This is a genomic window from Luteibacter jiangsuensis (assembly GCF_030812295.1).
Lineage (GTDB): Bacteria > Pseudomonadota > Gammaproteobacteria > Xanthomonadales > Rhodanobacteraceae > Luteibacter > Luteibacter jiangsuensis_A.
Genome location: NZ_JAUSSK010000001.1, coordinates 331,515 through 347,605, shown reverse-complemented (window position 1 = coordinate 347,605; position 16,091 = coordinate 331,515). Strand labels below are relative to the sequence as shown.

Annotated in this window: 6 protein-coding genes; 3 read left to right on the top strand and 3 right to left on the bottom strand. The window is 66.6% G+C overall.

Annotated elements, in window-relative coordinates; translation table 11 throughout:
• Window positions 1-57: 57 nt before the first annotated feature.
• Together J2T07_RS01600 and J2T07_RS01595 are read right to left on the bottom strand one after the other, a co-directional pair.
• Entirely contained in the window at window positions 58-3,591 is a 3,534-nt protein-coding gene (locus J2T07_RS01600) for a hybrid sensor histidine kinase/response regulator (RefSeq protein WP_306846809.1), read from the bottom strand.
• Window positions 3,592-3,595: 4 nt separating this feature from the next.
• Window positions 3,596-4,384 carry a response regulator transcription factor gene (locus J2T07_RS01595; protein WP_306846808.1) on the bottom strand — a complete coding sequence of 263 codons (789 nt, stop codon included), beginning with the start codon at window positions 4,382-4,384 and terminating at the stop codon, window positions 3,596-3,598.
• A 185-nt stretch (window positions 4,385-4,569) separates the two neighbouring features.
• Here J2T07_RS01595 and J2T07_RS01590 point away from each other — a divergent pair, with 185 nt between their 5' ends.
• Window positions 4,570-5,502, top strand: a complete 933-nt coding sequence (locus J2T07_RS01590) for a LysR substrate-binding domain-containing protein (protein ID WP_306846807.1) — start codon at window positions 4,570-4,572, stop codon at window positions 5,500-5,502.
• A gap of 27 nt (window positions 5,503-5,529) precedes the next feature.
• Here J2T07_RS01590 and J2T07_RS01585 read toward each other — a convergent pair whose 3' ends face one another.
• Complete coding sequence (locus J2T07_RS01585; RefSeq protein ID WP_306846806.1) at window positions 5,530-14,034, bottom strand: glycoside hydrolase family 94 protein; 8,505 nt, start codon at window positions 14,032-14,034, stop codon at window positions 5,530-5,532.
• Window positions 14,035-14,202: 168 nt separating this feature from the next.
• On the opposite strand from J2T07_RS01585, the gene J2T07_RS01580 reads away from it, so the two are divergent.
• Together J2T07_RS01580 and J2T07_RS01575 are read left to right on the top strand one after the other, a co-directional pair.
• Window positions 14,203-14,922: a Crp/Fnr family transcriptional regulator gene (locus tag J2T07_RS01580; protein WP_306846805.1), complete on the top strand. Its 720-nt coding sequence runs from the start codon at window positions 14,203-14,205 to the stop codon at window positions 14,920-14,922.
• Between the two features lie 80 nt (window positions 14,923-15,002).
• Window positions 15,003-16,076, top strand: coding sequence for a redoxin domain-containing protein (locus J2T07_RS01575; RefSeq protein WP_306846804.1), 1,074 nt, complete (start codon window positions 15,003-15,005; stop codon window positions 16,074-16,076).
• Window positions 16,077-16,091: the final 15 nt, after the last annotated feature.

The following is a 16,091-nucleotide window of genomic DNA, read 5'->3' as shown; positions in this document are numbered from 1 at the left end:
AGGATCGCGAAGGCGGACCTTTGCCCGAAGGGATGCGTGTTCTTTGTGAAAGAGGGATCAGCGCACGCCGTCGCGTGTGACGGCCGCCGTTTCATCCGTTGTCGGTTCGAGGAGACGCACGACACGCGCCATGAACTCGGCTGCCGTGGCGGGTTTGAGCAGGACGTCGTCGAAGTCGTCCCTGGCCGCCGCGTCGGCGGGACGTCGCGGCGGCAAGGCCGAATAGAGCAGCACCGGCAAGCCCGGATGGTCACGCCGCAGCGCCTGCAGCCATCCCCAGCCGTCCAAGTCCGGTAACCGCTGTTCCATCACGACCACGTCGGGCATGTCGTCTCGCAGGGCGTTCAGGGCGCTCCTGCCATCGGCGGCGGCAAGGCTACGGAAGCCGTACCCGTCGAGCAGGTCGCACAACACGGCACGCCGCGCCGGATGCGGCTCGACCACCAGCACCGCCCTGCCCTCGCCGTCGATGTCACCGATGTCGCCACCGGGCTCGAGTTCCGGCTCGAGGTCGTCTTCGCTCGCCAGCGGCACGACCACTTCGAAACCGAAGCGGCTTCCACCGGATGCCACCGGCTCGGCCACGAGGCGGCTGTCCATGTGATCGAGCAACTGGGTCACGATCGCCAGCCCGAGACCGCTGCCCTCGTGGTGCGCGGCATTGCCGCCACGTGTGAAAGGCTGCGCCAATGCGGCGGCCACATCGGCCCCGAGGCCGATGCCCGTGTCCTCGACCGAGAAGGCCAGGTGCACGCGAAGGCCATCGCCGCTCCGCAGGTCGACACGGAAAACGACAAGACCGTCGTGGGTGAACTTGGCCGCGTTGCCGAGGAGGTTCAACAGCACCTGTCGCAGGCGGCGGAAGTCGGCGACCGCCAACGACGGCAGGCGCGGATCGAAGCGGCACTCCAGGCGGTTGGCGTGGCGTTCCACCAGCGGCGCCGCGTGGTCCGCCACGTCGTGGAGGAATCCGTGCAGGTAACCCGGTACGGGCTCGAGCGTGAGTTCGGTAAGGTCGCCGCGGGAGAACTCCAGCAGTTCGTCGATGAGGTCCATTTGCTGGCGCACATGCCGCTCGATAGCCCGTGGATAATCGCGTCCCGTCCTGCCCGAGCGCCACTGGCGCACCGCATCCAGGATCGCGCCCAGCGGCGAGCGCAGGTCGTGGCCGATGTGGGCCAGCAACATGCGGCGCGACTGCAGCGACTGCCGCAGCTCGGCCGTGCGTTCCTCGACCACGTGCTCCAGGCGTAGCGCGTGGCGTATGAGCACGCGCGTGCGCCAGCGCCATGCCAGCACGACAAGCGCCAATACCAGCAGCGCTGCCATGGCGAAGGCCCACCGCGTGAGCCACCATGGCGGATCGACGTTGAAATCGAGGGTGACCGGCTCGGAGACGTTGCGCCGGTTCGCGTCGATCGCCTGGAGCTGGAAGCGGTAATGACCGGGCGGCAGCGATGCGTAGCGCACCTCGCGTTGCGCGGTTTCCACCCAGTCCTTGTCGGCCCCGGAAAGACGGTAGCGAAAACGTACCGGCTGCCCCGCGCCATTGCCCGATACACCGAACCGCAGCACGAGGGGCGCGGCATCCTCGAAGGACAACGCGGCATCCGGTCCGGCGACATCGCGGTCGCCGTAGTGGGCGGAGATGAGCAGCGGGAGAATCCGACGCGGCGCGAGGAGTTGTCCGGGGTCGAGGATATGGGTCAGGCCGATCGGCGACCCGATCCAGATGGAGCCGTCGTCGTCGGCGAAGAACGCACCGTGGTTGGTCTCGTCCCAGAGCAGGCCGTCGCGCGTGGAGAGCCGGGTCCAGTCGCCACCGTCGAAAACGTCGACGCCGTTGCCTCCGCCCGCCCACAAGCGGCCCCTCCGATCGGCGCGCAGGAAATAGAAGCGGGTATCCGCGAGCAGGGGATCATTCACCGGCGCCATCGTCACATGGTCCGCATCGGTGATCCGGCCGACGAGCAGCCCGGGCTGCAACGAGCTCAGCCACAATCTTCCGTCGGGCGTGACCGCCACGTTCTCGTAGCCACCCGAGGCTTCCGCCGGCTGCACGCGTACGCGTGCCCAGCCGGCGGCGTCGTGCCGGAACAGTCCGCCGCTGCAAGCCACCCAGAGGTCGCCCGCGGCGTCTTCGGCCAGATCCGAGCACATGGTGGAGGGCATGAGGGACGGCGCGGCGGGTGACACGCGCCCTTGAACCGGATCGACCTCGTACAGCCCGCCCAGCGTATAGGCCCAGAAATGCCCGGCCCGGTCGAGGTAGGCGCCACGTACCAGGTACGGCAACACGGCGACCTGCGTGGTCTTCTCCGTTTTCGGTTCGTAACGCAATACGCGTCCATCGAAAAGGAAGTACCAGATGATTCCGCCGGCATCGACGATGACCGCATGAGCCTGGTTCGGCGGCGCGGCCTTCAGCGGCCCGCGATGCGCGCGTCCTTCTTCCGGCACGATCACTTCCGCGCCGGCCTCGCCGGCGACCCAGACGGAACGGGCGTCGCCGCGGGCGATCGACCAGATCAGGCTATTGCTCAGGCCTTGCGCCGAGGTCCAGTTCTCGACGGCGTCGGCATTGCTCCAATAGACGACGCCGCGACCATAGGTGCCCATCCAGACCATGCCGTCACGATCGGCCAGCAGCGAGGAAATGCCCACGCCGGGCAAACCCGAGCCCGTGTCGAACAGTTCCCAGCGCGCGCCATCCCAACGGGCGATGCCGACGTCCGTGCGGGTGACTATCCGTCCCGCGCGATCCTCGATGATGTCGATGCTGGATGCAGCCACCTCGGTGTGTCCGTCCGGGATGTCGTGACGGGTGAAATCGGAGGCGCCCGCCGGCAACCGCAGCACGTTGCGGATGCCGCGCACCCAGATGCTGCCGTCACGCGCGGCGAGGATACCCACCCATTTGTCCGCGGGAACGCCATGCTCGACGCCGTACCGGGTGAGCAGGCCATCGCGCAGGCGGCATAAGGCACCGCCGCAGCCGAACCATGTGGTGCCGTTGCGTTGGAGCACCGCGGCGACATCGCCCGGATCCTCCCCATGGCGTTCCGCCCCGGCACCGAACAGCGGCGCGCCCGTCCAGCGTCCGCCGGCATCCTGGGTCAACCTCAACAGACGGTGTCCACTCACCACGAGCATGCCGTCGCGGTCGTCGGCGGCGAGGGTCTGGCCACGGTCGGCCATGATCTGGATGCCGCCGGGCCGAACCCAGTGGAATGTCCCGTCGCTTTCCCGCCGTTGCAGGCCCGCCCGCGAAGCCACCCACAGGTGATCGCCGGCATCCTCCGCGAAACCGATGACTTCCGAGGTCTGGAAACCGTTCTCCGATCCGACCTGGCTGAACCCCACGCCATCGAAACGGTAGAGCCCCTTTTCGGTGCCGGCCCAAAGGTAGCCTTGCCGATCCTGGATCATGCGGATCACGGAGAGGCTGGTCAGCCCGTTGGACTGGTCGTAGACGGTCAAAGGCAGCTGCACCGCCGAGGCCCATGACGGCGTCCAGCGTCCGAGGCACGCGGCGATCACGAGCAAGGCCATCACGACATGCCGCGGGAACGGCACGCGGCGGGCGGTCATCCGGTCACGCACCCACGGTATCCGCATCGACCGGAGCACCCTGCCGCGCGGCCCTGCGGTACTGGCTGGGCGTCACGCCCAGGCGCTCGCGGAACGCCGTGGTGAAATTACAGGCGCTGCGGAAGCCGATGTTCTCGGCGATTTCCTGCATGCCCAGCTCGGTGTCGACCAGCAATTGCCGGCTCTTGCGCAGGCGTTCCTCGCGGATCCAGGCAAACACGGTCATGCCCAGCCGCTGGCGGAAAATGGCGGAGAGGCGCTTATCGTAGGTGCCGACGGCACTGGCTATCTGTTCAAGCGTCAACGGCTCGGACAAGCACCGGCCAATGAGTCGCATGGCGGCATGGAGGATCACCTCGTCCTGGCCCGGCGCGGTCGCATCCTGGACGCTCGGAACCGACGCATCCGCCCGGGTTGCCAGGCGCAGGTGGATCTGCACGCGTGCCAGGAGCTCGGCCGGCTCGCAGCCCTTGAGGATGTAGTCCACACCGCCATGGCTCAGGCCCTCCAGGCGTTCCTCGATGCTGGCGGCGGAGGTAAGGAAGAGGATCGGGATATGACGCACCCGCGGCAGCTCCTGCAACTGGCGGCACAGCGCGAAACCATCCATGCCCGGCATGCGCACGTCCATCAGGATCAGGTCGGGTGCCAGGAGCTGGGCGCGCTGGTAGCCCTGCTGCGCCGTGGTGGCCAGCGTCACGCGCCAGGACTGGGCGCGCAACGCCTGCAACAACGACCGGATGTCCTCCGGCGCGTCGTCGATGACCAGAATGTGAGCATCCTGAACGGACATGGCTTCCCCCCCTGCGGTCGCTCCGGCCACTGACGGTGGTCCGGCGCGTTTTCGGCCGAAGTATATGTCCTTTGGCCAATCCATTTCCGCTCCAGCAAAGGAATTCGTCGCGCGTCCAAAAACGGGCCGGGCGGCGCTCACTAAAATGAAGCGCTGGCGCCGATGTGGCGGCGGGGCACGGGCGGATGGAACAGATCAACAACCTCGGTGACTTCTTCCTGCTCGTCCATGTGGTCGAGGCCGGCGGCTTTTCCGCGGCGGCGACCCGGCTCGGCACGACGCGTTCGCTCCTGAGCCGGCGCATCATCGCGCTGGAGCAGCGGCTGGGTACGCGCCTCTTGCATCGCAACGCGCGCCGGTTCGCGATCACCGAGGCGGGGGAACGGGTCTATCGCCACGCGGCGGCCATGTGTGAAGCGGCGATCGCGGCGGAACACGCCGCGGCACCCCCGGCGAATGCGGCCAGCCTGGTGCGCATCGAGGCACAGGGCCTGCTGTCACCCCTGGTGGCGGAACTCGTGCCGGGCTTCGCCGTCACGCATCCGCGTACGCGACTGGCGGTGACCACCCATGGCAGCGACATCGAGGCACTGTTGCGGCAACAGGCAGACGTGATCCTCAGCCTGCGCGAGACCTTGCCGGACAGCAGCGATATCGTCGCTCGCCCGCTCGGCATGGTCCGACTGGTCACGGTGGGCAGCCCCGACCTCGTGCGCCGCTTCGGCAAGCCCGTGCATCCGGCCAGCCTGGATGAAACCCATTACCTCAGTTATGCGTCGGGTGAGACATCCGGGTACCGGATGTTCCGCGGGCCGGTATCGCAACGCCGCCATGCGCGCATGGCCTCGGCCGATCTCGGCGCCTTGCTCGCCTCGGCGCGTGCCGGGCTTGGATTCGCCCAGTTCCCGCTCTACATGGTCGCCGACGACATCGCCAGTGGCCGCCTGCGTATCGTGCTGGAGGCGTTCGAACCCCAACCCCTGCCCCTCCACGCGCTGACCATGTCGAGCCGGTCGGTCAGCGAGGCGACACTGAACTTCGTGCGTTTCGTGCAACAGAGCCTGGCGGCGATGACCATGCGCTGGCAGGAGAGCCTGCCGGCGCCGGCACACACGTGATGCCGTTGCCGTCGCGTTAGGCCACCGTCAGCGGGGCCGATAGGTCACGTGCACGTTGTGTCGAAGCCCGTCATCGATTCGCTCGAGTTCCCCACCATCGACCACGTCACCGTCGAAGCGCACGCTCGTTTCCTCGCCCGCCTGCGCGGGGCGGAGATCGATGTCCCAGGCCGTGGCGCCGTGGCGGTACTCCACGCGGTATCCCGCCCATGCCTCGGGTACGTTCGGCTCGAAACGCAGCTTGCCGCCGTTTAGCCGTATACCCAGAAGGGATTCCACGAGCAGCCGGTACATCCATCCAGCGGAACCCGTGTACCACGTCCAGCCGCCACGCCCGACATGAGGTGCGACGCTGTAGACATCCGCGGCGACGACGTAGGGCTCGACCTTGTAGCACTCGACCGAAGCGATGTCGCCCGTATGGCTGGCCGGTCCGATCATGCGGGCAAGCTCCCAGGCCCGGTCCGGCTGTCCGATCCTGGCGAACGCCATCGCCGCCCAGACCGCGGCGTGGGTGTACTGGCCACCGTTTTCGCGCACGCCCGGAACGTAGCCCTTGATGTAGCCAGGCTCCATCGCCGTCCGGTCGAACGGGGGATCGAGCAACCGGATCAAGCCTGCGCCGCGGTCTACGAGATGGCTGTCCAGCGAGGCCAGCGCCTGCGCCGCTCGTTCGGTGCCGGCCACGCCCGACAGCACCGACCAGCTCTGGGCGATGGAGTCGATCCGGCATTCCTCGTTCCGGGCCGATCCCAGCGGCGTGCCGTCGTCGAACCATGCGCGGCGATACCAATCGCCGTCCCAGGCTTCCGTTTCCAGGCTGGCGGCCAGCTTGTCGGCCTCGGCGAGACAACGTTCCGCGAAAGCCGGATCGCCATGTCCTCGCGCGGTCACGGCGAACTCGCGCATTACATGGCTGAGGAAGAAGCCCAGCCACACGCTTTCCCCCTGCCCGCCGATGCCGACCAGGTTCATGCCGTCGTTCCAGTCGCCGCCGCCCATCAAGGGCAGGCCATGGCGCCCACGGGGCATCGCGTGCTCGATCGCCTGCACGCAATGCTTGTAGAGGCTCGCGCTCATTCCAGAGGGCCGTGGCAGATCGTAGTTGGATTCCTCACCGGCCCGCAGAGCTCGTCCTTCGATGTACTCGATCGTCTCGTGCAAGACGTCGACGTCACCGCTGCATGCCACGTATCGGCTCGTCGCCAGCGGCAGCCACAGATAATCGTCGGAGCACGCCGTGCGTACACCTCGGTCCGTCGGCGGATGCCACCAGTGCATCACATCGCCTTCGACGAACTGATGCGCGGCGCACACCAGCAGCTGCGCACGCGCCAGGGCCGGCGCGGCATGCTGCATCGCCATCGAATCCTGCAACTGGTCGCGAAAACCGATCGCGCCCCCGGATTGGTAGTAACCGCTGCGAGCCCACATCCGGCTGGCGATCGTCTGGTAAAGGAGCCAGCCATTGGCGAGCACGTCCATGGCGGGTTCGGGGGTCTCGACCCGTACCTTGCCCAGTACATCCCGCCAGTGGGCGCGCACCGCCGCGAGTGCCGCCTCCGCGGTGCCGTCCATTCGCCCATGCCTCACCAGCGCACGCGCCTCGGTGTCGTTGGAGCACATGCCCAGACGGATGACGATATCCTGAGATTCACCAACAGGCAGCAATACCTCCATGCGCAGGGTGCCGCAGGGATCGAGCCCTGCCCCGACACGATTCGACCAGTCCTGGCGGCGCATCGCCAGCGGCGACGCGAGCGATCCGTTGCGTCCGAGGAACTCGGTGCGGTCACCGCCGATCTTGCGCTCCGGATCGCCCACGTCGAGGAACGCGACGCGCCCCGGGAAGTCGCTGTTATAAGCGTTGCGTGCGAACAAGGCACCCGTTGCGGCGTCGATATCGGTCACCACGTGCATCACGTTCTTTTCGCGGATGTCGCCGAGCAGCCATTCCACGTACGCGGTGATCGATATACGCCTGGGAGCATTTCCCTCGTTCGTGAGCCTCAACACGTGAAACTTCACGGGAAGGTCGATCGCGACGAATATATCGAGCCGCGAACGGATGCCTTCCTCGATATGTTCGAACGTGCTGTAACCGAACCCGTGGCGCGTCGTGTAACCGCCGGTGCCCCGCATGGGAAGCGGCGTAGGCGACCATACATGGCCGCTGGCCTCGTCACGCAGGTAGATGGCCTCGCCGCCGGCATCCTCCACGGGATCGTTGTGCCATGGCGTCAGGCGACAGGCATGGGCGTTCTCGGCCCATGTATACGCGGAGCCGCTCTCGGAGACGATGCTGCCGAACGAGGGATTGGCCAGCACGTTGCACCATGGGGCGGGGGTGACCGCACCGGGGTCCAGTTCGATCACGTACTCGCTGCCATCGGCGGAGAACGCCCCGACCGCCGTCGTCCGATCGACTGGCGGTGGCGCCGGTCTCTGCGGCCATGAGGCCGCTTCGACCGGTGCAGGCCGCGAGTCGAGCCGATGACGTTCCATCTGCTCGGCAAGTGAACCGAGGTTGTCCACCACCAGGATGCGCGCGCTTGCCTGCATCACCATCCGGTCTTCGTAGGAGAGCGGCTGCGCGGCCCGGATGAAAACGCCACCGGGCCGGTCCAGCAGGCTGGCTTCGGAGCCGGACGCCAACAATCCGGTCAGCGCGTCGTGCAACGCCTGCCGGTATCCGGTGCTGTCCTCGTTCCAGATCACCAGGTCGACCACGAGTCCGCGCATTCGCCAGTACGCGGCGGCGCGCACGAGGTCGCGCGCGATATCCAGGCGGGCCATGTCGCCGATCCGGAGCAGGACGATCGGAAGGTCGCCGGAAACGGCCTGGCCCCATAGGCCGGATTGCCCACGCGTGTTCGCCGCGATCAACGAGGGCTCCGCGCGCAAGGCCAGGTTCGGATACAGGATCGAGGTCGCCATGTGTTCGTAGAGCTGGGCGTCCGCGAGCGTCGCATTGGCTTGACGCAACAGCACCTGGCTATGCGTCCAGGCGAGGTCGAACACGCGATCGGAAAGGTGGCGATCGCGGTACTTCTCGATCAGGCGCAGACAGGCGTCACGGCTGTCCGCGACGCCGGTGACGAAATCCAGGGTCGCCGTCTGCCCGGGATCGAGCGTCACGCGGACGCGGATCGAGACGATGGGATCGAGGACGGCACCGTCGCTTCCCGACAGGCGGGAGACCCCGGGATCGAGCGCGGCGGGATGCGCCGTGCTTCGCCCCCGGCCGATGAAGCGGGAGCGATCGGTCTCGTACGATATGGCATCCACATCCGCATCGTGCACCGCCACGAGGTGGCACATCCATGGGATCTGCTCGTCGGCGGATCGTGGCCGGCGTTTGCATAGCAGCGCCTGCATCTCCTCGACGATCTCCGTCGTCACGAAAAGCTTGCTGAAGGCGGGGTGCATCGCATCACCGATCGGATCGGCCAGCACCACCTCGGCGTAGCTCGTCAGTTCGATGGTGCGGCGGGCACGGCCCTGGTTGGTCACGCGGGTGCGGCGCAATTCGATGTCGTCCTCGGGCGAGACCACGATCTCCGTATGCGTCTCGAACCCGCGCTGCCGAACGCGGAACTCCGCCCGGGACTCGGAAAAAATGGCTTCGAACCGTTCCGTCCGGCGACCGATGGGCTGGTACGACGTCGTCCAGATGTCACCGGACTCCGGGTCGCGCAGGTAGCAGAACATGCCATGCGCGTCGCATGTGATGTCTTCACGCCATCGGGTGACCGCCATGGCGTGCCTCCGGCTGTAGCCGCCACCCCCACTGTTGATCATGACGTGATAGCGGCCGTTCGACAGCAACTGTACGGCGGGTCGCGACCTGTCGGGATCGGTGAACAGGCGCAGTCGTGCTTCGGGCGCCGGTGCCGCGGTGGCGCCACCGGAGAACTCGGTGGCATGCAGGTACTCCGTCGCCGTCCGAGGGATCCGTTCCTGCAACAGCAGGCTCGTGGCCATCACCGCGGGGTCCGTTTCGAACCGGCGCCGCATGGGCTGGTCGAGCAGGAGATGCTCGATGGCCAGCAACGCCATGCCCTGGTGGTGCGCCATGAACGAACGAACCACCGCCGCACCCTGCCCAGGCGGAACCCGGGAGGGTGTGTAGTCGATCGCCTCGTACATGCCATGACGCGCTGCCATGCCCAGGTCCACGAGGCGTCGAAGATTCATGATCGCCGCTTGCGGAGCGACCATGAGGGCCAGCGCGCTGGCGTAAGGCGCGACGACCAGGTCGTCACCGAGCCCCCGCTTGAGGCCGAGTCCCGGCACCCCGAAGGCGCGATACTGGTACGTCCCATGGGCGTCGATGGTGTTGTAGCCCGATTCAGAGACGCCCCACGGCACGTCGCGTTGCCTGCCGTAGGCGACCTGGCGCGCGACGGCGGCACGACACGTCTGCTCCAGCAGGCTTCCCTCGTAACTGGGCATGACCAGCATCGGCATCAGGTACTCGAACATCGACCCGGTCCACGACAACAATACCGTGGACGTCCCCGACGTGGTGAGCAACCTGCCCAGCGCGAACCAGTTGTCCTGGGGCACCTGACCTTCGGCGATCGCGACGAAACTGCCCAGGCGCGCCTCCGACGCCAGCAAGTCGTAGAACGAGGCATCGAGGGTCCGCCCTTCGACGTCGTAGCCGATCGAGAACAAATGCCGGCGCTCGTCGTAGAGGAAAGCGTGGTCCATGATCGACAACTCACGGGCGAGCGCCGCGAGTGTCGAGACATCGCGCATGCGCTCGACCGCGCGGGCGTGCGCCGGAGTCCCTGGCTCGCCCTCCGCGATATCGCCGAGCGTCGGAATCGCGGAAGGTGCGACGGAAGCGCCTTGCCACTGTCGCGCGTCGGAAAGCAGTTCTTCGCACTGCACCCTCACGCGCTCGAGCCAGAAAGCCACCTCGGCGGATGAGGCATGCGCCAGTCGCGCGGTCACCGTCCGCAGGTGCTCACCCTGAAGCATCGCCAGGGCGAGCACCTCGTCGAGGTTCCCCGGGGGTGAATCCATCGCGCTCGCCAACGCGGTCGACCAGGCTCCCAGGTCGGCTTTCGCATCGGTCGTGCCGGCTTCATGGGCCAGTATGTCCACCGAATCGCGCAAGCCGAGCAGCGACGACATCCGGAAGACCGGTTCGTCCGCAAGGGCCAACAGTCCACGTTGCAGCGTGAGCAGGTGACCGGCGAGGTTGCCGCTATCCACGCTGGAGACATACAGCGGCGGCAATGGAGCGAGCGTGTCGGTGGCGTACCAATTGTAGAAGTGCCCGCGATGTCGCTCGAGCGAGCGCATCGTCTCCAGCGTGGCGGATGTCCGCTGGATGAATCGGCCCATGCCGATGAAACCGAAATCGTAGGCGGCGAGGCCGGAGAGCAGCCCAAGGCCCATGTTCGTTGGCGACGTGCGCCTCGCCACGACCGGGTCCGGGGTCACCTGCACGTTATCGGGCGGAAGCCAGCTATCGTCCGGCCCGACGTATTCCTCGAAGAAGGACCATGTACGCCTTGCCAGGCCGCGAAGGAAACGCCGCTCGGTATCGTTCGCATCAAAGGCCGATCCGGTCCTGGGGCGACTGACCCACCAGGCAAGTACCGGCGAAAGCGACCAGAGGAGAAGAACGGGCATGGCCACCGGCAGCACCGCGGGCCGGACGAAACAGAGCGTGGCGACCAGGCCGGACGCCAGCGCGGGTCCGGCCCACATCGCTCGCCATGGAACACTCCGCGATCCCCGCCCCCGCCGTTCGACTTCGCTCGACGAACGCCATTCGAGCAGATGCCGCCGGCTCACCGCCATGCGCCAGAGGGAGCGCAGGATCGCATCGAGTCCGGATGCCGCCTCGTGGGGCAGCCATGCCATGGACAGTACCAGCCTCGCGCCGTGCTGGCCCGCCCCCGCCAGCGACACGCGAAGGTGCTGCGACCAGTCGATGTCGCTCGATTTGCGCGATGCCTCCATGAGGGCCTGGAGCAGTACGGGCACGAAGGTCATGGACAGTATCGCCAGGGTCCAGGTCGACGCCGGCCGTATCCACGACCAGCCCACGACAAGCAGTGCCACCGCCGCCAACGGCACCAGGCTGCGCCTCAGGTTGTCGAAGATCTTCCAGAGCGACAGCGCCGACAGGTCGTTTCGCCGCCAGCCCGTCATGCTGGGCACCTTCGGCAGCAACCAGGGCAACAACTGCCAGTCCCCGCGTATCCAACGATGGCGCCGCAGCATGTCGTCGACGTACCGCTCGGGAATTTCCTCGAACACGGTCACATCGCTGAGCAAGGCAGAACGCGCGAAGCAGCCTTCGATCAAGTCATGGCTGAGGATACGCTCGTCGCGTAGCCGTCCCGCCAACGCACGCTCGAAGGCATCGATGTCGTAGATACCCTTGCCGATGAACGAGCCCTCGTGGAAGAGGTCCTGGTAGACATCGGACACGGCGCGCGTGTAAGGATCGATTCCGGCGTCGCTTCCATAAAGGCGCGCGAAGAGTGAGCGCGCGCGAGCCGGCAGGCCGATGCCCGCACGGGGTTGCATGATCCCATAGCCGGAAAGCACCTTGCTTCCGTCGCTGACGAACACCGGCCGGTTCAGTGGATGGTCCATCGCGGCGACCAACAGGTGTGCCGTATCGCGCGGCAGCTGCGTATCGGTATCCAGCGTGATCACATAACGGAGGAACGGGAGGCTGGACAATCGCCCCACCACGCGCACGAAGGCCTCCGAGCCTTTGCCGCGAAGCAACGCGTTCAGCGCCACCAGCTTCCCGCGCTTGCGATCGGCGCCGATCCACCGGCGCTCCGTCTCGCTCCATGTCCGAGGCCGGTGGAAAAGGAAGAAGCGGTCGGCGTCCAGCGATGCATATTTCGCATTGAGCGATGCGAGCCGTCGGTGCGCCGAGTCGAGGATGTCCTCGTCGCCGGGCATCGAGGCGGAATCCGCATCCGTGAAATCGGTGAGCAACGCGAAGTACAGGGCGGTGTCGCGATTGGCGAGGAACCGCACTTCGAGCGATTCCACGGTGGACTCGACATCGTCGATGGAGCCCAGCAACGTCGGCACCACCACGATCGTGGACGCCTGGGCCGGTATGCCCTCCGCATAGTCCATCCGTGGCAGCGAATCGGGTATCGTGACCAGCGTGGCCAGCAGGTTCAACAGGCTTATCGCGAGCTGACTCGCCACCAGCAGCGAGCCGATGACGATGCCCGCCATCGCCCACGCAGGCACCGACGGCGACGAAGCCGTCGCGATGAGCCCACGGCCCAGCACCGCCGTGACCACCACCAGGGCGGACAGCGCGAAGGCAAAGGGGGCCGTGTCGAAGATGCGCCGGCAGCGCGTCGAGAATCCAGGCCGCGCCCCCAGCTCGTCTTCCATCGCACGCGCGCCGGCACCGATCAGGTGAAAACCGACATGCCTGGCCAACTCGCCGTTGCCCGGCCTCCCGCAGGCGGCCAATACAGCGCGCGCCGTCGTCACTTCATCGTGGTGGCTCGTTCGGGCCAGACGCTCCACGGCATGCCGGTAACGGTCGCGCGTGGCGAAATCCATCGCTGCATGGATCGCCGCCGGGTCCTCGCGCAGGATAGCCTCGACCTGGCTCGCTTCCTCGACGAAATCGCGCCAGTCGATGGTCGCCAGCGCGCGCAGGCTTCCGATGCTGTTCGCGACGGAAACCTGGTTGGCGGCCTGCTGTTGCGACTCGACCTGCACGAGGTAGTCGATACTGCGACCGGATTCCGACAGACGCTGTTCGACCCAGCCCAATGGCATGGCCAGTGCCGGCCCCTGCCCTTGTAGCCGGCGCGCGAGCTCCGCGACGAAGGGTGCGCTCATCACCGGCGAGGAACGCGCCATGTCGGCGACCACGAGGACAATGTTCTTCGGATCGTTCACGGCCATGCGAGTCATGGCGTCCGCCCAGCGCGTGGCACGATGCCGCCGGGAACGGTCGAGCATCACCCTCACCGCGATGCGCCGCAGGTTTTCGATCAAGGCCAGGCGCAGCATGATGGGGATGGCCCACAACTCGCCGAGACTCAGCGGCACGATGGCCTGGTAAGCTTCGAGGAAACGCGCCAGACCTGCCGCGTCGAGCCGGCCGTCGCCATGCGAGATCACTTCCAGGGCGATATCGTAGACCCGCGGCAGGCCCTTCGAGGCGCCGTTCTCCAGCTGCACCAGCTCGCGGCTATATCCCTTGGGAAAGTCCTTGTGGGCGATCCGTATGTGTTCTTCGATCAGGTAAAGATTGTCGAGCAGCCATTCCCCCGCGGGGGTGGCGCCATCCACACGCCTGCCCGCCGCCACCAATGCCCGGCAGGCTTCGAGGATGACGGTCTCGTTTTCGGCCAGCCGTGGGAGTAGCCATTCCGACGATCGCTTCCGCGCGAGTCCGTGGCGACTCGCCAGTACGGACCCGTGGGCTTCCAGCTGGTCGGCGTTGAAGAGTTCGGAACGGAGCGCCGGTTCACGTTCGGCGGCAGGCGCTTTCGTCGCGGTGCGCCACATGGTCTTGCCGGTCACACGCCAGCGCTGGTGCGGGGAAAAGGGATCATGGCACTCTTTGGGCCCAGGACGCCGGGCAGACGCCCACCCTGCACCAATGCGAGCGTATTGTCGGTGCGCTGGCGCACTTAGGTAGTAGACTCCCGGGGCGGACCCCATGGAGGAAAGCGCATGGCCTCGGCTCAGGATCCGCGCGACAACCATTTGCTCGCCATGTTGCCCGACGACGCCTTGGCGTCGTGGTCACCCCGGCTCGAGCCGGTAGACATGCCTTTGGGACAGGTGTTGTACGAGCCGGGCGTGCGGCTGAGCCACGTCTATTTTCCCACCACGTCCATCGTTTCCCTTCTCTACGTGATGGAAGACGGCGCATCGGCGGAAATCGCCGTGGTCGGCAACGAGGGCATCGTCGGCATCTCGCTTTTCATGGGTGGGGAATCGACTCCCAGCAGGGCGCTGGTGCAAAGCGCGGGAAAGGGATTCCGACTGGAAGCGGCCGCGATGCTCCAGGAATTCAATCGTGCTGGACCGGTCCTCCACCTGCTGCTCCGTTATACCCAGGCCCTCATCACGCAAATGTCGCAGACCGCCGTCTGCAATCGACACCATTCGCTCGACCAGCAGCTGTGCCGGTGGTTACTGCTCAGCCTGGATCGCCTGGGCGGTAGCGAACTCGTCATGACCCAGGAACTGATCGCCAACATGCTTGGCGTGCGCCGCGAAGGCGTTACGGAGGCTGCCGGACACTTGCAGCGTGCCGGGTTGATCCACTATCGGCGCGGACACATCACCGTGCTCGATCGCGAAGGGCTCGAGCGGCGCACCTGCGAATGCTATGCCGTGGTCAAACGGGAATACGACCGCCTGCTTCCGCAAGACAAGCGAGACTGACGCCTCGCCACGAAGGCACGTCTCTCCAAGAGATCCGGTGCGAATTGTAGTGACATGTCGCGGGATACCGGGAGGGCCTCATGAAACCATACACGTTGCTGGCGATCTCGCTGGCGTTCACCACCGTGTTTTCCCATCCGGCCGTTAGTGGCGATGCCGTCGTTTCGCCCCCCTCATCGATCGAACTACCGGTCGAAGGCCGAATGCCATCCCTCACCGGCGCGAAGACCTGGATCGGCTCCCCGGCGCTCTCGCCCGCCGCGTTGCGCGGCAAGGTGGTGCTCGTGGATTTCTGGACGTACTCCTGCATCAATTCACTCCGGCAGATCCCCTACCTGCGCGCATGGGCCGAGCGATACGGGAACCGGGGCCTCGTCGTCATCGGCGTCCACTCCCCCGAATTCGGCTTCGAGAAAGACCTGGACAACGTGCGCACGGCGGTGAAGGACATCGCTCCCGGTTATCCGGTCGCCGTCGACAGCGAGCATGCCGTGTGGCGTGCCTTCGACAACGAGTACTGGCCCGCCCTCTACATCGTCGACAGCCAGGGCCGCATCCGCCATCACGTCTTCGGCGAGGGCGAATACGAGCGCACGGAAGCGATCATCAGGCAGCTATTGGCCGAAGCCGGGCACGCCGACTTGCCCGCGGGTCCGGCCAAGGTGATATCCGAAGGCGTCGAGGCGCAGGCCGATTGGGCGCAGCTTCGCTCCGGCGAGACCTATGTCGGCTATGGCCGGGCGGACGGCTTCGCGTCGCCGGGTGGTATGCGGCACGGCCGGAGCGAGACGTATGCCCGACCCAACGGCCTGTCGCCCGGTAGCTGGGGCCTGGTCGGGGACTGGACGGTCAACGCGGAGTCCGCACAGGCCGATAAAGCGGGCGCCCGCATCGTCTACCGCATCCATGCGCGCGACGTCCACCTGGTGATGGGGCCTTCGGCGAGCGGGGCACCTGTCCGCTTCCGCGTGCTCGTCAACGGCAAGCCACCCGGAGCCGGCCATGGTGTCGATGTCGGTGGCGACGGCAGCGGCACGGTGACCAAGCCGCGGATGTACCAGTTGATCCGCCAGGCAGGCGGGATAACCGACAGGGACGTCGAGATCGAGTTCCTCGATCCGGGTATCCAGGTCTATTCCTTCACGTTCGGGTAGCCGCACGCAGCCGCG

Bases quoted from the DNA above. Each gene is read 5' to 3' on its own strand.
- J2T07_RS01600 (WP_306846809.1), bottom strand. From the start codon at position 3,591: ATGACCGCCCGCCGCGTGCCGTTCCCGCGGCATGTCGTGATGGCCTTG.
- J2T07_RS01595 (WP_306846808.1), bottom strand. From the start codon at position 4,384: ATGTCCGTTCAGGATGCTCACATTCTGGTCATCGACGACGCGCCGGAG.
- J2T07_RS01590 (WP_306846807.1), top strand. From the start codon at position 4,570: ATGGAACAGATCAACAACCTCGGTGACTTCTTCCTGCTCGTCCATGTG.
- J2T07_RS01585 (WP_306846806.1), bottom strand. From the start codon at position 14,034: ATGTGGCGCACCGCGACGAAAGCGCCTGCCGCCGAACGTGAACCGGCG.
- J2T07_RS01580 (WP_306846805.1), top strand. From the start codon at position 14,203: ATGGCCTCGGCTCAGGATCCGCGCGACAACCATTTGCTCGCCATGTTG.
- J2T07_RS01575 (WP_306846804.1), top strand. From the start codon at position 15,003: ATGAAACCATACACGTTGCTGGCGATCTCGCTGGCGTTCACCACCGTG.